Origin of the sequence: Sphingobium sp. SJ10-10 (genome assembly GCF_036038995.2) — a bacterium.
Lineage (GTDB): Bacteria > Pseudomonadota > Alphaproteobacteria > Sphingomonadales > Sphingomonadaceae > Sphingobium.
This window is the reverse complement of sequence record NZ_CP158132.1, coordinates 196,652-214,107: the sequence shown is the minus strand read 5'-3', so window position 1 is coordinate 214,107 and position 17,456 is coordinate 196,652. Positions and strand designations below refer to the sequence as shown.

The 17,456-nt window shown below is 64.5% G+C and carries 16 protein-coding genes; all 16 read right to left on the bottom strand.

Annotated features, from left to right (window positions below):
* Window positions 1–10: 10 nt before the first annotated feature.
* On the bottom strand, window positions 11–1,297 hold the full coding sequence (gene ftsA, locus VVT58_RS01050) for a cell division protein FtsA (RefSeq protein ID WP_066559376.1): 1,287 nt from the start codon (window positions 1,295–1,297) through the stop codon (window positions 11–13).
* 4 nt (window positions 1,298–1,301) lie between these two features.
* Entirely contained in the window at window positions 1,302–2,249 is a 948-nt protein-coding gene (locus VVT58_RS01045) for a cell division protein FtsQ/DivIB (protein ID WP_327751943.1), read from the bottom strand.
* Entirely contained in the window at window positions 2,242–3,201 is a 960-nt protein-coding gene (locus tag VVT58_RS01040) for a D-alanine--D-alanine ligase (protein ID WP_327751944.1), read from the bottom strand. The genes VVT58_RS01045 and VVT58_RS01040 overlap by 8 nt, the downstream gene beginning before the upstream one ends.
* Window positions 3,198–4,139 carry a UDP-N-acetylmuramate dehydrogenase gene (gene murB / locus VVT58_RS01035; RefSeq protein ID WP_327751946.1) on the bottom strand — a complete coding sequence of 314 codons (942 nt, stop codon included), beginning with the start codon at window positions 4,137–4,139 and terminating at the stop codon, window positions 3,198–3,200. The genes VVT58_RS01040 and murB overlap by 4 nt, the downstream gene beginning before the upstream one ends.
* Window positions 4,136–4,333 carry a hypothetical protein gene (locus VVT58_RS01030; RefSeq protein WP_327751948.1) on the bottom strand — a complete coding sequence of 66 codons (198 nt, stop codon included), beginning with the start codon at window positions 4,331–4,333 and terminating at the stop codon, window positions 4,136–4,138. The genes murB and VVT58_RS01030 overlap by 4 nt, the downstream gene beginning before the upstream one ends.
* The gene (gene murC, locus VVT58_RS01025; protein WP_066559383.1) at window positions 4,333–5,754 is read right to left on the bottom strand and encodes a UDP-N-acetylmuramate--L-alanine ligase; all 1,422 of its coding nucleotides are present in this window, start codon (window positions 5,752–5,754) and stop codon (window positions 4,333–4,335) included. The genes VVT58_RS01030 and murC overlap by 1 nt, the downstream gene beginning before the upstream one ends.
* A gap of 136 nt (window positions 5,755–5,890) precedes the next feature.
* Entirely contained in the window at window positions 5,891–7,057 is a 1,167-nt protein-coding gene (gene murG, locus VVT58_RS01020; protein ID WP_327751949.1) for an undecaprenyldiphospho-muramoylpentapeptide beta-N-acetylglucosaminyltransferase, read from the bottom strand.
* A complete protein-coding gene (locus VVT58_RS01015; protein WP_327751950.1) occupies window positions 7,054–8,256 on the bottom strand; it encodes a putative peptidoglycan glycosyltransferase FtsW in 1,203 nt (400 codons plus the stop codon). The genes murG and VVT58_RS01015 overlap by 4 nt, the downstream gene beginning before the upstream one ends.
* Window positions 8,257–8,269: 13 nt before the next feature.
* Window positions 8,270–9,592: a UDP-N-acetylmuramoyl-L-alanine--D-glutamate ligase gene (gene murD / locus VVT58_RS01010; protein ID WP_327751951.1), complete on the bottom strand. Its 1,323-nt coding sequence runs from the start codon at window positions 9,590–9,592 to the stop codon at window positions 8,270–8,272.
* Window positions 9,593–9,597: 5 nt separating this feature from the next.
* On the bottom strand, window positions 9,598–10,671 hold the full coding sequence (gene mraY / locus VVT58_RS01005) for a phospho-N-acetylmuramoyl-pentapeptide-transferase (protein WP_327751952.1): 1,074 nt from the start codon (window positions 10,669–10,671) through the stop codon (window positions 9,598–9,600).
* Window positions 10,671–12,059, bottom strand: coding sequence for a UDP-N-acetylmuramoyl-tripeptide--D-alanyl-D-alanine ligase (gene murF, locus VVT58_RS01000; protein ID WP_327751953.1), 1,389 nt, complete (start codon window positions 12,057–12,059; stop codon window positions 10,671–10,673). Before murF ends, mraY begins: the two co-directional genes overlap by 1 nt.
* Window positions 12,056–13,498 (bottom strand): UDP-N-acetylmuramoyl-L-alanyl-D-glutamate--2,6-diaminopimelate ligase, encoded by a 1,443-nt coding sequence (locus tag VVT58_RS00995; RefSeq protein ID WP_327751954.1) that lies wholly within the window; start codon window positions 13,496–13,498, stop codon window positions 12,056–12,058. The genes murF and VVT58_RS00995 overlap by 4 nt, the downstream gene beginning before the upstream one ends.
* Before the next feature lies 1 nt (window position 13,499).
* Window positions 13,500–15,200: a penicillin-binding protein 2 gene (locus tag VVT58_RS00990; RefSeq protein WP_327751955.1), complete on the bottom strand. Its 1,701-nt coding sequence runs from the start codon at window positions 15,198–15,200 to the stop codon at window positions 13,500–13,502.
* 1 nt (window position 15,201) lies between these two features.
* Entirely contained in the window at window positions 15,202–15,852 is a 651-nt protein-coding gene (locus tag VVT58_RS00985) for a colicin transporter (protein WP_066559400.1), read from the bottom strand.
* Window positions 15,849–16,802 (bottom strand): 16S rRNA (cytosine(1402)-N(4))-methyltransferase RsmH, encoded by a 954-nt coding sequence (gene rsmH, locus VVT58_RS00980; protein ID WP_327751956.1) that lies wholly within the window; start codon window positions 16,800–16,802, stop codon window positions 15,849–15,851. The genes VVT58_RS00985 and rsmH overlap by 4 nt, the downstream gene beginning before the upstream one ends.
* Window positions 16,799–17,296, bottom strand: coding sequence for a division/cell wall cluster transcriptional repressor MraZ (locus VVT58_RS00975; RefSeq protein WP_327751957.1), 498 nt, complete (start codon window positions 17,294–17,296; stop codon window positions 16,799–16,801). Before VVT58_RS00975 ends, rsmH begins: the two co-directional genes overlap by 4 nt.
* Window positions 17,297–17,456 lie beyond the last annotated feature (160 nt).

The following is a 17,456-nucleotide window of genomic DNA, read 5'->3' as shown; positions in this document are numbered from 1 at the left end:
TCACTTTATTTCAATAGTTCGTCTTCATGGCTTTGACCATTCTTTGCCACCAGGCAGGCGCACCGATACGATGAACCGTCTGAGAGGCAGGCGCTATCGTTCTAAGATCAACCGGGTTCGAAGCGCCGTAAAGCGCAAGACCGGCCAAAGTCGCGAAGGCCGGACCGCTATGCGCCTCGGGCAAGGCGGCTAGCCCACGGGGCCGCCCGATGCGCACGGCGCGCCCTAAAGCACCCTGGGCATAGTCGGCAATGCCCTTCATTTCCGCGCCGCCGCCGGTCAGCACCACTTGCCGCCCTGTGGGCGTGTTGAAACCCATGCCGGCGAGCGCAGCGTTCACCTCGACCATGATCTGGTTCAGCCGCTCGCAGATCACCGCTACCAGCGCGGCGCGAGTGATCTTGCCGCCATCGGCGTTGGGACCGGCGCTCTGGCCCGGAATGGCGACATCGCCATGGGGGGCGGCGATCTCGATCATGTCCCGGAAATCGCGGCGGTTCTGCATCGCGGAGCCGTAGAAGCATTTGATCCGCTCCGCCTGGCTGCGGCGGATACCGAAGGCGGAGGCGATGTCGTCGGTGATATCCGACGCGCCGATGGGAATGCTGTGCAGGCCGACCAGCATCCCGCCCGCGTAAAGCGAGACATTGGTGACGCCCGCGCCCAGTTCGACCAACGCAACGCCCAGATCCCTCTCCTCTTCGGACAGGCAGGCCAGGCCGGTGGCGATGGGAGAAGCGACGATGCTGTTCACATTGAGATAAGCCCCTCGAACGCACAGGTCGAGATTGGCCAGCGGCGCGCCATCGGCCAGCACCACATGGATATCGACGCCCAGCAGGTCGGCATGCATGCCCAGCGGCTTCTTCACCGGCACGCGGCCATTGATGGTAAAGCAGGTCGGCTGCGCGTGCAGAACCACGCGCCCTTCGGGATCGATGCCCTGCTGGCCGGTGGTAAGCAGGTCATCGATATCGGCCTGCTCGACGCGATATCCGCCCATGTCGCGCTCGACCGTGACGACATCGCTGACGAGAGAGCCGCCCGAAAAGCTGACCCAGACATCCTCGATATTCGTGCCCGCGACGCGCTCGGCCTGCTCGACCGTCTCGCGCACGGCCAATTCGGTCCGCTCCATGTCGGCAATGAAGCCGCGCCGCACGCCCCGGCTTTCGCGTTGACCCGTCCCCAAAATCGCCAGTTCGCCATTTTCGGTGCGCCCCGCGATCAGCGCGGACACCTTCCACGATCCGATATCGATCGCGGTGACGAACTTTTCGACCTTGGGTTGGGCCATGGGATCAGCCTTCCTCGCCCTTGGCGGGCGCGTCCGCGCTTGCCGCCGGCTTTTCGCTGGACGTGCCGGTGCCCTGGCCCTGCGGCAGACGCAGCACGAAGCGGTCGGGATCGCGCATGTCGAACTTGACGATGCCCCGGCCCAGCAGGCGGTTCACGCCATCCATCCGCGCGAAATTGACGAGCGCCGTGGCCGACGGCTTGTCGCCTTCGGGCAGGGATAGCGTCTCACCCGACTGAAAGCGCAGATCCCAGCGCCGGTCCCCGACCCAGGTGGCACCGGCCAGCATGGGCTTCAGCGCAGGCGCATTTTCCATCAACTTGTTGAGGCCCGCCGTCTGGAGATTGGCATTGGGACCGACCACCAGCGGCAGGTCGGGCATCGCGCCCGCGGACACCGATTGCAGCACCACGCCCTGCACGTCGATCAGATGGAGCTGGCCGTCATGCTGCCAAACCGCCACCGGATCGCGCTCGACGATATCGACAACCAGCGTATCGGGCAGGCGGCGGGAAATGCGCGCATCCTTGACCCAGCCAAGCTTCAGCATGTCGTCCCGCACCTTGGGCAGATCGAGCGACAGCATGGAGCGGCTCACCTGTCCCAGCGCGATATTGTAGATGGGCAGTTCGTCCATCCGCTCGACGCCACGCACTTCGACCTTCTCGACCTCGAAGCCCGCATTGGCGGCGAGTTCGGAGGCCTTCTGCCCGGCCATGGCGGGAAGGCCCATCAGCATGGCCATGCCGACCAAGCCCGCCAGCACAATGCTAACGATGGCCCAGCTCGCCATGCGTTGGAGCGTTTCCTCGCTGAAAGGGAGCAGGTCGAGCAGGCTGTCGACCCAGTTCCGGCGCTTGACCGAGCGGCCTCTCCCTCCGCTGCGGCCGCGCGCGCCGGTCGCGCGCGTCAGCCGCGCCGTCCCGCCACGCCGGATGCGTGCTTCAGCCATGATCTGCCCCCTTTGCGTGCTGCTTCCCCTTCAACGCGTCCTCGACAATACGCTCCACCAGCTCGGCATAGTCAATGCCGAGCTTCGCCGCCTGTTCGGGAACGAGGCTTAAGGGCGTCATTCCCGGCTGAGTGTTCACTTCCAGCAGGAACAGCCCCTCGATCCCCTGATTATCGTCCCAGCGGAAATCGGAGCGCGAGGCGCCCTTGCAGCCCAACAATTGATGCGCGCGGAGCGCGATCGCCTTGCAGGCTTCCGCAATCTCATTGGGAATCTCCGCCGGGCAGACATGCTCGGTCATGCCATCGGTATATTTGGCGTCGAAATCGTAGAAGCCGCTTTTCGGGCGCAATTCCGTCACCAGCAGCGCTTCGTCGCCTAGTACGGCGGTCGTGAGTTCCCGGCCGCGAATATAGGGTTCGGCCAACAACTCATCGAAATGCAGCCATGGTCCCTCGACATCCCGGCCAATGGGCGAACCGTAATTGCCGTCCTGCGTCACGATGGCGACCCCGACCGAGCTGCCCTCATTAACCGGCTTCACCACATAGGGGCGCGGCAGGGGGTCAGATTCGAACAGGCTGTCGCTTTTGACGATCTGACCGCCGGGCATAGGGATGCCATGGGGCACCAGCGCCTGCTTGGTGAGCTGCTTGTCGATCGCGATGACCGAGGTGGCGAGCCCCGAATGGGTGTAGTTGAGACCCATCAGGTCCATCATGCCCTGCACCGTGCCATCCTCGCCGGGGACGCCGTGAAGGGCGTTGAACACCACGTCGGGCCTGGTTTCGGAGAGGCGCAGGGCCACGTCGCGGTCCATGTCGATGCGCGTGACCTTATGGCCGCGCGATTCCAACGCCTTGGCAACGCCTTCGCCCGAGGACAGCGAAACGGGCCGCTCGGCGGACCAGCCACCCATCAGGACGGCAACATGCCACGGACCACGGCTCACTTCTTCACTCCCACAAGATTTTCCACTTTTGCCTCGTCGGCAAACAGGCCAACGCGCTGAATTTCCCATTCCAGTTCAATGCCGCTTTTTTCCTTCACCCGGCGGCGGACTTCCTCGCCCAAGGCTTCGATGTCGGCGCTGGTCGCGTCACCCAGGTTGAGAAGAAAATTGGTATGCTTTTCCGAAACCTGCGCGCCGCCCCGTTGCAGGCCACGGCAACCGGCTTCATCTACCAGCGCCCAAGCCTTGTGCCCGGCGGGATTCTTGAAGGTCGAACCGCCGGTCTTGCTGCGAAGCGGCTGGCTCTCCTCGCGAGCGGCGGCGATGCGGTCCATTTCCGCCTGGATCGCGGCAGGTTCACCCGGTAAACCCCGGAAAATTGCGCTTACCACCACCGCGCCTTCCGGCAGAGTGCTGTGGCGATAGGTATAGCCCAATGCGTCGAGCGGCAGCGTGGCGATCTCGCCGGATCGCAGCACGACCGTGCATTCCACGAGAATATCGCAAGTTTCGCGGCCATAGGCGCCGCCATTCATCCGCACGAAGCCGCCGACCGTGCCTGGGATGGAACGCAAAAACTCCAGTCCCGATATCCCCGCATCCCGCGCGGTCGAGGAAACGAGGATGCCCGAAGCCCCTCCCCCGCAGCGCAGGGCGGTCGCATCGATCTGCTCGACCTTGGCGAAGGGCTTGCCGAGCCGCACGACCACGCCCGGAACACCACCATCGCGGACGATCAGGTTGGAACCTAGGCCAAGCGCCATCACCGGGATCGCCGGGTCCAGATCACGCAGAAAATCCGAGAGATCCTCCGCATCCTTCGGCTCGAACAGCCATTGCGCAAGACCCCCCGCCTTGAACCAGACGAGGGGGCCAAGCGGCGCATCAGCCTTGAGCGAGCCGCGAACCGAGGGAAGGGCCGTCGCCGCCAACGTCAATCGCGCATCCCCCAGAGCCGCATCCAGCCCTTCATCGCTTTCATGCCCGCTTCGCCCGCCTGGGTCGCGGCCTGTCCGGCCTCGACATTGCGCTGCGCCGTATCGACCATTTCGCGGGCGACTTCGATGCCTTGCATCTGAATGTCGATTATCCGCTTCTGCATTTCCAGGCCGACATTGAACAGTTCGAACATCAGGCGGCCTCTTTCGCTGCAACGGCAGCAGCAAGCCCCGCCGCCCATTTTGTGATGTCCCCCGCGCCGAGACAGATGATCATGTCGTCCGCCTGAACATCAGCGGCGATCACGCGGGCAAGCTCATCGGCGCCCTCGACGATCGAAGCGCGATGATGCCCCCGGCGCTTCAAACCCGCGACCAGTTCGGCGCTGTCCACGCCCTCGATCGGCTGCTCGCCCGCCGGATAGACCGGGGCGGCATAGACGATGTCGGCGTCGTTGAAGGCCTGTTGGAACTCGTCCATCAGGTCGCGCAGGCGGGTGAAGCGGTGCGGCTGGACCACGGCAATGACGCGGCCCTTCGCCCCTTCGCGAGCGGCGGCGAGCACCGCCTTGATCTCGACCGGATGGTGGCCATAATCGTCGATGACCGTCGCGGTGCCGCCGTCGACAGCGATTTCCCCGACCTTGGTGAAGCGCCGCTTCACCCCGCCGAATTTGGCGAAGCCGGTCTGGATCGTGGTGTCGTTGATCCCCATTTGCAGCGCCACGCCGATCGCCGCCATGGCGTTCAGCACATTATGGCGGCCGGGCATCGGCATCTCGATCCCTTCGATGCGGCGGGTCGAGCCGTCCCGCTCGCGGATCTGCACATCGAAGCGGTTGCCGCCGGGGATGGGCTGGACATTCTCGCCGCGAATATCGGCCTGCGCGGAGAAGCCGTAAGTGACGATGCGCCGGTCCTGCACGCGCGGCAGGATCGCCTGCACCTCCGGATGATCGAGGCACAGCATCGCCGCGCCATAGAAAGGCACATTCTCGACAAATTCGACAAACGCGTCCTTCACCTTGTCGAAGCTGCCATAATGGTCGAGATGCTCGGGATCGATATTGGTCACGACCGCCAGCGTGCCGTCGAGCCGCAGGAAACTGCCGTCGCTCTCATCGGCTTCCACCACCATCCAGTCGCTCTTGCCCAAACGGGCGTTGGAGCCATAGCTGTTGATGATGCCGCCATTAATGACGGTCGGGTCCACCCCGCCCGCGTCCAGCAGCGCCGCCACCATCGACGTGGTCGTCGTCTTGCCATGCGTGCCCGCAATCGCGACGGTGGATTTGAGCCGCATCAGTTCCGCCAGCATTTCCGCGCGGCGGATGACGGGGACGCGCTTTTCCAGCGCCAGATCGACTTCCGGATTGCCCTTCTTGATCGCGGTGGAGGTCACGACCACGGCGGCATCGCCCAGATTTTCGGCCTTGTGGCCGATCATCACGTCAATGCCCTTCTTGCGCAGCCCTTCAACGACATAGCCTTCCGCCACGTCGGATCCCTGAACCTTGTAACCCAGATTATGCATCACCTCAGCGATGCCGGACATGCCGATCCCGCCAATGCCGATGAAATGGATCGTGCCGATGTCGGTGCCGACACCCTTCATGCGCGGGATTCCTTATATGCAAAACCGTTCGGGCTGAGCGAAGTCGAAGCCGTCCACTGAACGCAGTGAAGTGCTTCGCCAGGTTCAACCAAGCCCTTAGACATGCTCGGGGCGAACGGGGAGAGGTTGGCGTTCTTCATGCAGGAACACCCTGCAAATTCAGGCTGGTGGGCGTAGGACCAACCCGCAGCGGATCATTCATGATCGGCGCCGGCCCGATGCTTTCCAGCAAATCGGCCATATCACGCGCGGCATCGGGGCGGCCGCAGGCGCGGGCGCGCCTGGCGGCGTTCTGGAGGGCGCCGGGTTCCAGCGCCATTTTCTGCATCTGCTTGGCGAGCTCGACCGCCGTGAAGCGCGCCTGCGGGATGGTGCGCGCGCCGCCCGCCTCGGTCATTTCGCGGGCATTGGCGGTCTGGTGATCGTCCATGGCGCTCGGCAGCGGAATCAGGATCGCCGGACGGCCCGCGCAGGTCAGTTCGGCCAGCGTCGAAGCACCCGCGCGGGCGATGACGAGGTGCGACCAGCCCAGCTTTTCCGGCACATCGTTGAAATAGGTCGCGAGATCCGCCGGGATTTCGAGATCGGCATAGAGCTTGCGCACACGTTCGATATCCTCGGCGCGGCATTGCTGGGTGACTTGCAGGCGACGGCGGAGGCTCAAAGGCAACATGCCCAGGCCATCGGGCACCACGCTGGAAAGGATCGTCGCCCCCTGGCTGCCGCCGATCACCAGTACGCGAAAGACGCTTTCGTCGGTCAGCGCCGGAAATTCCTCCTCGCGCAGATGCTTCACTTCCTCGCGCACCGGATTGCCGATCAGGTGAACCTTCCCGGCATATTTGTCCTTGAGCCGTCCGACCTCCGGATAAGCGGTCGCGATGGCATCGACCCGCCCGGCCAGATAGCGGTTCACCCGGCCCAACACCGCATTCTGTTCATGGATGGCGGTCGGGATACCGTCGGCCAGCGCGCCGAGCAGCGCAGGCATGGCCGGATAGCCCCCAAAACCCACCACGGCGGTTGGACGGAAGGTTTCGTTGAGCCGTCGCGCCATCGCCCGGCCCGCGAGGATCGCATTCAAGGCGCCCGGCCAGCTTTTGGGATTCTTGGTCATCCGCCCTGCGGGCATGACATGGACCTGCGCCTTATCGAAAATGCCGGGAATCTTCGCGCCGCGCTCATCGGTCACCAGAGCGACATGATGGCCGCGCAGCATCAGCTCTTCCGCGACGGCATGCGCCGGAATCATATGACCACCCGTCCCGCCTGCGGCGAGGACGAAGTGACGGGAAATGCTCATCGACCACTCCATTTGACGACCGTGTGCCGACCCATGAAGGGATTGCGCCGCGTGAACGCGAGCAACAGGCCGACGCCGATACAAAGCGCCAGCATAGAGGAGCCGCCATAGCTGATAAAGGGCAGCGTCATGCCCTTGGAAGGAAATATCTGCGCATTGACGCCCATGTTGATGATCGCCTGTAAGCCGAACTGGGTGGTGAGGCCTGCTGCTGCGAGGATGGTGAAATTATCGTCCTCGTCCAGCATCCGCAGGAAAACGCGCACGACGATGGCCAGATAGACGCAGGCGATGCCGATGCAGGCGAGCAGGCCGAACTCCTCCCCGATCACGGAGAAGATATAGTCGGTATGCGCTTCGGGCAGGCGGAATTTATTCTGCCCGCCGCCGGGACCGACGCCCAGAAAGCCACCATGGGTGATGGTGCGGAAAGCCAGTTCGGTCTGGTCCGGCCCGGTATCCTGCGCCACGCCGATGCCGAGAAAGTCATTGATGCGCTGGCGGCCATTCTCATAGAATATGTACATTAATACCAAGCCACCCAGCCCGGCGCCCGCCAAACCGCCAATGGCGCGCATCGACACGCCCGACAGCAGCAGCAGCCCGCCCCAGCAGGCGAGGAAGATCACCGTCTGACCAAAGTCCGGTTGCCGCATCAGTACCACCGCGATCATCGCGGTGGTCACGAAGGTCAACTGGATCACCGGCAGCGTCATGTCCTTGCCGCGCAGCGACAACAGCCAGGCCATCGTCACCACATAGACGGGCTTCAGAAACTCGGACGGCTGGAAACGAAAACCCGGTAGGTCGATCCAGCGCTTCGCCCCGTTCACCGTGGACCCGAGCACCGGCACCAACAATAATGCCAGCGCAAAGACGATGCACAGGCAGAAAGCCAGCCGTCGCGCCTGCGTGCGAGGCAGCATGGAGATCACCAGCATGATCGGCAGGCCGATGAACACCCACATCAACTGGCGGTAGAAATAGATAAGCGGCGTCACGGAAATGGTACTGGTCGACCGGTCGATCGCCGCCACGGGCGAAGCCGCCGCGACCGCGACCAGCCCGATCGCCATCAGCGCGACGATCAGCGACAGCAGCACGCGGTCGATTTCCCAGAACCAGATGGCCAGCGCCGTGCGCTCACGCGGGACGGTACGGTTCCTGAACTCCCTGACCAGTTCACCAGCTCTGGACATGCCTCTTGCCCCTCTATTCCAGTGCCGCGACGGCGGCGGCGAAGGCATCGCCCCTCGCCTCGAAATCGCGGAACTGGTCGAAACTCGCGCAGGCGGGCGACAGCAGCACCACATCCCCCGGCTGGGCCACCCTCGCCGCGCGGCGAACGGCGGCGGATAGCATTTCCGAGTCATCCACCGCCATAGAGCCACGCAACAACTCAGCGAACATAGGCCCCGCTTCACCGATGGTATAGGCCTGCGCCACATTGTCGAAATAGGGCGCGCACTCGTCCAGATTGTCGGTCTTGGCGAGGCCACCGACGATCCAGTGCAGCCGTTTGCGCCCCTCGACCGGCGGATAGGCCGCCAGAGCAGGCGCGGTCGAGGCTGCGTTGGTCGCCTTGCTGTCGTTGACGTAGAGGACGCCGTTCAGTTCCCGCACCCGCTGCATGCGGTGCGGGAGCGAGGCGTAGCTGGCAAAGGCGGCTTTGATCGTAGCAGGATCAATACCGAGCGCCGCAGCCGTTACCATCGCGACTGCGGCATTCTGCGCGTTATGCGGCCCTTGCAGCGAGGGCCAGCCACGCTGTTCCACAGGATCAACCAACCCGGACGACACCTCGACCACATCTTCTCCACCGCCACGGGCCTGGCAGACCTGGGCGAGGATGGAACGGCTCGGTTCATCTTCGGCCGCAATGATGGCGCGGTGCCCCGCCGACTGCATCGCAAACAGCCGCGCCTTGGACGCCACATAGCCCTCAAAGCCATTATAGCGATCCAGATGGTCCGGCGTGATGTTGAGCAGCACCGCCACATCGCAATCGAGGCTCTGCGTCAGGTCGATCTGATAGCTCGACAGCTCCAGCACATAGACGCCGCCCTCCGGCAGTGGATCCTGCCCGAGAATGGGAAGGCCGATATTGCCGCCCATGCGCGTCGGGATGCCCGCCGTCTCGATGATATGATGGACCAGCGCGGTGGTGGTCGACTTGCCGTTGGTGCCGGTGATCCCGACCACGCGATGCCTGGGGAGCGCAGGGCGGGCCAGCGCGAACAGCTCTATGTCACCGATGATCGGTACGCCCGCCAATTTGGCGTGCATGGCGATGGGATGCTTGTTGAGCGGCACGCCGGGCGAAACGACCACACCGTCAAAGCCCTTGAGGTCGATCTCCGCCGGATCGGCCAGTTCCGCCTTGTACGCGACAGCCGCGCGGGCTTCGTCGCGGCTATCCCAGGCGACGACCTGCGCCCCGCTTTCCGCCAGGCATTCGACCGTGGCGAGGCCGGAACGGGCCAGACCCAGCACCGCATATTTCTTGCCCGCAAAGACGTCGGATACGATCCCCATGGCGCTCACCGGAGCTTCAGAGTGGCGAGGCCGGCCAGGGCCAGCACGAAGGAAATGATCCAGAAACGGATCACGACGGTCGGTTCGGCCCAGCCTAACTGTTCGAAATGATGGTGGATCGGTGCCATCTTGAACACGCGCTTGCCGGTGCGCTTGTAGAAGAAGACCTGGATGATGACGGACATGGCCTCGACCACGAACAGCCCGCCGATCACGCCCAGCACGATTTCATGATGCGCGGTGACGGCGATCACGCCAATGGTGCCACCGAGCGCAAGACTGCCCGTATCGCCCATGAACACGGCTGCGGGCGGCGCATTGAACCAGAGGAAGGCCAGACCTGCCCCGATGATCGCGCCGCAAAGGATAGTGAGGTTGCCTGCGCCCGGCACGTGGGGAATGCCCAGATAACCCGCAAAGTCGGCGCGGCCCACCAGATAGACGATCGCCATGAAGGCCATGCAGGCGATGATCACCGGCATGGTGGCAAGACCGTCGAGGCCGTCGGTCAGGTTCACCGCATTGCCGAACGCGACGATCACGAAGGCCGCGAACAGGAAGTAGAACGGCCCCAACTCGATCGCCGGGCCATTGTAGAAAGGCACATACAGCGCGGTGTTGCCATGCTGGCTGACGATCAGCCATGCCGCGAAGCCCGCGATCAGAAATTCGAAGGCCAGACGCATCTTGCCCGAAAGCCCCTTGTGGCTGGCCTTCGTCACCTTGTCATAATCGTCGAGGAAGCCGATGGCGCCGAAACCGAGCGTCACGAACAGGCAGGCCCACACATAGATGGACGACAGGTCCATCCACAACAGCACCGACGTCACCACCGACGTCAGGATCATGAGGCCGCCCATGGTCGGCGTGCCGCGCTTGGCGAGGTGGGTCTGCGGGCCGTCGTCGCGGATCGGCTGCCCCTTGCCCTGCCGCACCCGCAGCCAGCCGATGAAGCGCGGACCGATCACCAGGCCGATAATCAGCGCGGTTGCGATCGCAGCGCCGGCGCGGAAGCTCAAATAACGGATGAGGTTGAACACACCCGCGAAATCCATGGTCTGGGCCAGCCAGTAGAGCATCAGTTCGTCTTTTCCTTGAGCGCGGCGACGAGGCGCGACAGGCCGATGCCGTTCGAGCCTTTGACCAGGATCGCGTCGCCCGCGCGCATTTCGGTTTGAAGGAGATCGGTCGCCTTGGCCGCGTCGGGCACATGGTCGAAGGCGATCACGCCCTCTACGTTTTTGGCAAGCGCGTCGGCCAACGGCTGCATTTCCTCGCCAACGAGGATGGCATAATCGACCTGTCCCGCCGTCAGCGGTTCGACCAGCCCGGCGTGCAGCTCCCGGCTCCGGTCGCCCAGCTCGCGCATACCGCCCAGCACGGCGACGCGGCGCCTGGCCTGCTCGCGGCCCAACTGCTTGAGCGTTGCCGCCATGCTCAGCGGATTGGCGTTGTAGCTTTCATCGATCAGCAGCGCCTCGCCGCCCTCAACCGGCACAATGCGCCGCTCGCCCCGGCCCGGCAGCCCCGGCATCTCCGCCAGAGCCAGCCCCGCCGCCGCCAGGTCGCCGCCAAGCGCCTCGACCGCCGCCAGCACGGCCAGCGCATTGGACACCCAATGCTCGCCCGGTGCGCCCACGGTGAAGCATAGCTCCACGCCGGGCAGCGTCGCCGTGACCAGCGTGCCGCCGCCCGCAGCCGGCACCATCTCGCGGGCGTGGACATCGGCCTCCGGATCAAAGCCGAAGGTCAGGATGCGCGCGGCATGCCGCTCCGCCTTGGCATAGAGCGTGGCGACATGGGGGCTGTCATAGGGGATGACCGCCGTGCCGCCCGGTTCCAGCCCTTCGAAAATCTCGGCCTTGGCCTCCGCGATCTTCTCCTCGGTGCCGAAAAATTCGATATGGGCGGGCGCTATGGCGGTGACGATGGCGACATGCGGCCGCACCTGCTGCGTCAACGCGGCCAGCTCGCCCGCATGGTTCATGCCCATTTCGAACACGCCGAAAGCCGAGTCCCGCGCCATGCGCGACAGGCTGAGGGGCACGCCGACATGATTATTATAGCTTTTGACCGAACGATGCACTTTGCCGGGGCAGATCCGGTCGAGCGCATGGAACAGCGCTTCCTTGGTGCCGGTCTTACCAACCGATCCAGTGACGCCGACCACCTTGCCCTGCATCCGGGCGCGCGAGGCCCGGCCCAAAGCCACCAGCGCCGCCGCGCTGTCGGGCACCAGCACGTGCGGCTGGGCGATCGGTTCGCTGACGATGGCGCCCGCCGCGCCCTGCCCGAAGGCTTTTCCCACGAAACGATGACCGTCCGTCGTTTCGCCCTTCATCGCGACGAACAGGTCGCCGTCCGTCACTTCGCGGCTGTCGAACGCCACGCCAGAAACGGCGAAGGGCGCCGAAGCGACGCCCCCTGTGGCCTGCACAATCTCTTCGGAGGTCCACAATGCGCTCATCCGGCGCATTCCCGCGCCACGGTCACATCGTCAAAGGGCAACACACGGTCCCCGATAATCTGCCCCTGCTCATGCCCCTTGCCCGCAAGCAGCACGATATCATCCGCGCCCGCCTGCGCAATGGCGGCGGCAATGGCGGCGCGGCGCCCGCCAATCTCCTCTGCCCCCGGCGCGCCCGCCATCACGGCGGCGCGGATCGAGGAAGGTTCCTCCGAACGCGGATTGTCGTCGGTCACGATCACATGGTCGGCCAGTTCCGCCGCGACCTTGCCCATTTGCGGCCGCTTGCCCGCATCGCGGTCTCCGCCCGCACCGAACAGCGCGATCAAGCGCCCACGCGTATGCGGACGCAGCGCCTCGATCGCGGCGCGCAACCCATCGGGCGTATGCGCATAATCGACATAGACCGGCGCACCCGCTCTGGTGATGACGGCGCGCTCCAACCGCCCGCGCACCGGCTGAACCCGGCCGAGCAGTTCCAGCACCTTGCCCACATCCTCGCCGCCCGCGATCACCAGCCCGGCGGCGGTCAGCGCATTGGCAGCCTGATAGGCGCCGATCAGCGGCAGATTGACCTTATAGAGCTTGCCCTCAACCCCGACTTCCAGCGTCTGGCCCAACTGGGTCGGGGTGCGGTTGGCAAGGCGAAAGCCAAGCCCCTGCACCCCGACGCTCAGCACACGAAGCCCCCGCTTCGTAGCCCGCTGGATGACCTTGTCCGACCACTCGTCATCGGCCCACACGACCGCCGTGCCATCGGGCGCGACCACCTCGTCGAACAGCCGCATCTTGGCCTCGAAATAGCTGTCCATGTCGCCATGATAATCGAGATGATCGCGCGACAGGTTGGTGAAGGCGCCGACCGACACCGGCAGCCCTTCGGTGCGATATTGAGCAAGGCCATGGCTCGACGCCTCGAACGCGGCGTGGGTGACGCCCTCGCGCTTCAGGCCGGACATGTTGGAGAGGAAAGTCACGATGTCCGGCGTGGTCAGCCCCGTGGACACCTGGTCGACCGAGGTGGTGACGCCCAAAGTGCCGATGGAGGCCGAATGATGCCCCAGCATCCGCCACAATTGCCGCGTCAGTTCCACCGTGGAGGTCTTGCCGTTGGTCCCTGTGACGGCAACCGTGACATCCGGAAAAGGCGCGAAATAGCGCGCCGCCAACTGCGCAAACAAGCGGCGCGGATTGTCATGGGCGATATGGATCGCGCCATCGACCTTGGCCTCGGGCCGGGCAACGACCGCCACGGCTCCTGCGCGCACGGCGGCGGCAATATAATCCTCGCCATTCACGCGCGCGCCCTGGAAGGCGCCGAACACCGTGCCCGGCGCAACCTTCCGATTATCGATCGCAAAGCCCGACACCGGCACATCTAGCGATGCCTTGGTGTCGGGCTTTGCATCCAGCCCCTCGATGAGCGACCCGAGGCGCATCCTATTCTTTCTCCTTGTCGCCGTGCAGCAACGGCATGAGGTCGGAAATATCGACGTCGCGGCGCTCGTCGGGCAGCACGCCCAGCATCGGCCCGGTGCGCTCGACCACCCGTTTCACCACCGGCGCGGCGGTCCAGGCCGCCGTGCGCAGGCCATATTGACCCGTCGCCTCGTCCATGGTGACGAGGACCACATAGCGCGGATTGTCCATCGGGAAGGCAGAAGCGAAAGTCGTCACCAGCGAAGTCTTGTTATACCGGCCTTCTTGGGGTTTTTCGGCCGAACCAGTCTTGCCGCCCACCCGGTATCCCTTGGCGTCGGCGCTGCGACCTGTACCCGCCGCGACGATCATGCGCAACAGTTGCCGCATGCGCGCGCTGGTGGCGGCGGAGAAGACCCTGCGGCCCTCCGGCACTTCATCCGCCTTCAATTTGCGCAGCGTAGCGGGCCGCCACAGCCCGCCATTGACCAGCGCCGCATAAGCCGAAGCGAGATGCAAAGGCGTTACGGCGATGCCATGGCCATAGGAAACGGTCAGCGTGGTGATGCGCCCCCAATTGGCCGGCCACAGCGTCCCGGCGCGTTCGTTGAGTTCGATCGGCGCGCGATCGTTGAAGTGCAACTCGCGGAAAAGATGCTGCAAAGGCTCCGCGCCCATCTGGTCAGCGATGCGCGCCGTGCCGATATTGGAGCTGTGCACGAGAATTTCCGGCACGTTGATCCAGCGGCCGAGCGGATGGTCGTCCTTGATCCGGAAACCGGCGATGGCAAGTGGGGCTGTCGCGTCATAGGTCCTGGACATGGAGGTCACGATCCCCCGGTCCATCGCCGCGGCGATCGAAAGCGGCTTGAACGCCGAACCCAGCTCATAGCGCGCCTGCACCATATGGTTGCAGAGCGGCGATTCGCTGCACGACTTGCCCGCGTAATTTTGCAGCTTGTTGGGATCGAAGACCGGGATCGAAGCCATGGCGATCACTTCGCCGCTATTGGCGTCCAGGATCACCCCGCTTGCGCCCTTGGCGCGGGTCTGCACCAATTGCGCGTAAAGCTCGCTCTCCAGCGCGCCCTGGACCCGGCTATCGATGGACATGGCGAAGGGCTGCCCACGCAGCGCCGGATCGGTCAGGCGGTCGTTGAACGCGGCTTCGACGCCCATGCCACCCTTGCCATCCGCATTGGGCGCAAAGCCAAGCACATGCGCCGCCAAGGTGCGCTGCGGATAGAGCCGCTCCTTTTCACGCGGAAATTCGATGCCGATCTCGCCCAGCGCATTCACCGCCGCCACTTCCTCGGGCAGCGCGCGGCGACGCAGATAGGCCCAGCCTTTGCCGGTCAGCTTCTTGTGGAAGGCCGATTCCGGTTCATCGGGAAAAATCTCATGCAGCTTGCGCGCAAGATCGGATGGATCGCTGATCAGCTTGGAAGGCCGCACGGCAATGGAATAAGCGTCCATGGTCCGCGCCAGCGGCACCCCGTTGCGATCCACAATGTCGGCCCGAGCAGGCAGTCCCGACATCACGTCGCCGCCCCGTCCGCTACCCGAAAAAATGCCGACCCAGGTCAGCCGCAGGACCACCACCCCCGTAACAACCAAGAACAGGATCAGCAGCAGCATCAGCCGGTTGTGCGCGATCGCCGTCAGGTCGACCCGCTGCTTGCCCGCTCTGGCTCCGCCCGGCTGGACGATGATCGTCGCCATTTCAGCGATCCCCCTTGCGACGCTCGCGCTTGGCCTGCGCCGTCAGATCGCCCATGGTGCTGTCGTCCAGCAGCTTCGCGTCCAGCATCGCCATCCGCTCGGCGCGGCGGGCGACGGGATTGGGCTTCGAACTGTCGGCGTCGTCCTTTGCCTTTTCCTTGGCGGTCTTGACCACGGGCTTGGCGATCTTGTCGACATTGTCGGCGGCATGGGCTTCGCGAATCACCGCGATGTCGCTGCGGATCTGCGTCGCAGCGGGGCTCGCCGGGGCAGCCTGCGGCGCGGAGGGCAGGTCGGCGGGCGTCTGCACCATCGCCACCATCACCGGCGGCGCGACATAGTCCGGCCCATTGGGCTGCACGCCGTCCAGATGCGCCAGAGCGCGCTCGCCCGCCAGATATTGCTGGGCGGTCGGCGTCGCATACATGAAATCATCCTGATTCCAGCGTTCAAGCTGGCGCATGTTCGCGCGCGCGCTGAACTCGGTCTCCAGATAGCGGATATCGGCCTTCGCCCGCGCGATCTGCACCCGCACCTTCATCAGCTCGTTGCGCTCGGTCGCGACCTTCAGCGACACCATATAGGCTCCCAGCGCACCCAACGCGACGAGCAGGATCCAGATCAGGCTCTGCAATCTCTTGACCGCGATCATGAACGGGGACTCCGGGTGGCAACAGGGGCGGAAGTGCGAATGGCGCTGCGCAAGGTGGCGGATCGGGCTCGGGGATTGCGGGCCAGCTCCGCCTCTCCCGGCCGCACCGCCTTGGCAGGCTTTTCGAAAGTGGGCGCAGGACCGAGTTTCTTCTGAGGCAAATGGCGCGATCCACCTGCTTCGCCGCCACTGCGATTGCGCAGGAACTGCTTGACGATGCGGTCTTCCAGACTGTGGAAGGTCACGACCGCCAGCCGCCCGCCCTCTTCCAAAATCGCCTCGGCCGCCTCCAGCCCGCGCTCCAGCTCCTCCAGTTCGCGGTTCACATGGATGCGGATCGCCTGGAAGGTCCGGGTGGCCGGGTCTTTCTTGTCATGCGGCTTGTGGCCGAGCGCCCGGCGCACGACGCTCGCCAACTGGCCGGTACGCTCCAACGGACGCGCCTCGACAATCGCTTTCGCCACGCGGCGCGAGCGCGGCTCCTCGCCATAGCGATACAGGACATCGGCAATTTCCTGCTCGGGGGCATTGTTGAGGAAATCGGCGGCGCTCATGCCGCTCTGGCTCATGGTCATGTCCAGCGGCCCGTCACCCTGGAAGGAAAAGCCCCGCTCCGCCCGGTCGAGCTGCATCGAGGACACGCCAATATCCAGCGTCACGCCCGCTACCGAGGTCACGCCCCGCTGCGCCAGCAGTTCCTCCATCCGCGAAAACTCACCGGCGATCAGGGCAATGCCCTTCTCGTCGGCCAGCGCCTGTCCTTCCCGAATCGCATCGGGATCGCGGTCGAAGGCGAAGACCTTCGCGCCCTTGCCCACCATGGCGCTGGAATAGCCGCCCGCGCCGAAGGTGCCGTCAACATGGACCTCGCCGGGGTTGATGGCGAGAGCGTCGAGCACTTCGTCGATGAGCACCGGAATGTGACGATCGGGGTCGACGGGAGCGCTCACTTGCCGCCTCCCGCTTCGCGCTGGTCCAGCCAGCGGCGCACCTTGTTGCGGATCAGTTCCGGCCGGTCCTTGCTGCCGACCAGCGTTTCGGGCTTCCAGATCTGGATGTAGCGGCCCACGCCATAGAAAAATACTGCATCGGCGATGCCATATTCCTCCTTGATATCGGGGTGCATGGCGAAGCGGCCGCCTTCGTCGAAATTCACCTCCTCGATCGTGCCGAGGCGGCGTTCCAGCTCCAGATCGGCATCATAGTCGCGGCCGGCCGCGCGCGCTTCGCGGGCCAGTTCCTCGACTTCGGTGAACAGATGGCGGCGGTGCGACTCACCAAAGGCCGTGGCGCAGGGGTTGCCGCCATGGACCGAGAGAAAAAGCCGCGTTTCGTTGCCGCTGGAGAGCTTGACCTGCCGGCGCATCTCCAGGGGCAGCACGAAACGGCCCTTGCCGTCCGCGACGCTGAACGCGTTGCCCGTATAGAGAATGACTTCCGACACTTTTGGACCGCTGCCCCTCTGTTCCCAGGGCGCAGGCCGTCGCCAACCGGATCGCCACGATGACGAACCGGCTCACAGGACTAGCAAAGCCTGACAAACCCCTATGGCTTTCAAATACCAAGCCACGGGGTTCAAGAAAAGGGATATTTTGGGATAATCC

Excerpts from the sequence above, each read along its gene's own strand:
- ftsA (WP_066559376.1), bottom strand. The coding sequence starts at position 1,297 with ATGGCCCAACCCAAGGTCGAAAAGTTCGTCACCGCGATCGATATCGGA.
- VVT58_RS01045 (WP_327751943.1), bottom strand. The coding sequence starts at position 2,249 with ATGGCTGAAGCACGCATCCGGCGTGGCGGGACGGCGCGGCTGACGCGC.
- VVT58_RS01030 (WP_327751948.1), bottom strand. The coding sequence starts at position 4,333 with ATGTTCGAACTGTTCAATGTCGGCCTGGAAATGCAGAAGCGGATAATC.
- murC (WP_066559383.1), bottom strand. The coding sequence starts at position 5,754 with ATGAAGGGTGTCGGCACCGACATCGGCACGATCCATTTCATCGGCATT.
- murG (WP_327751949.1), bottom strand. The coding sequence starts at position 7,057 with ATGAGCATTTCCCGTCACTTCGTCCTCGCCGCAGGCGGGACGGGTGGT.
- VVT58_RS01015 (WP_327751950.1), bottom strand. The coding sequence starts at position 8,256 with ATGTCCAGAGCTGGTGAACTGGTCAGGGAGTTCAGGAACCGTACCGTC.
- murD (WP_327751951.1), bottom strand. The coding sequence starts at position 9,592 with ATGGGGATCGTATCCGACGTCTTTGCGGGCAAGAAATATGCGGTGCTG.
- mraY (WP_327751952.1), bottom strand. The coding sequence starts at position 10,671 with ATGCTCTACTGGCTGGCCCAGACCATGGATTTCGCGGGTGTGTTCAAC.
- murF (WP_327751953.1), bottom strand. The coding sequence starts at position 12,059 with ATGAGCGCATTGTGGACCTCCGAAGAGATTGTGCAGGCCACAGGGGGC.
- VVT58_RS00995 (WP_327751954.1), bottom strand. The coding sequence starts at position 13,498 with ATGCGCCTCGGGTCGCTCATCGAGGGGCTGGATGCAAAGCCCGACACC.
- VVT58_RS00990 (WP_327751955.1), bottom strand. The coding sequence starts at position 15,200 with ATGGCGACGATCATCGTCCAGCCGGGCGGAGCCAGAGCGGGCAAGCAG.
- VVT58_RS00985 (WP_066559400.1), bottom strand. The coding sequence starts at position 15,852 with ATGATCGCGGTCAAGAGATTGCAGAGCCTGATCTGGATCCTGCTCGTC.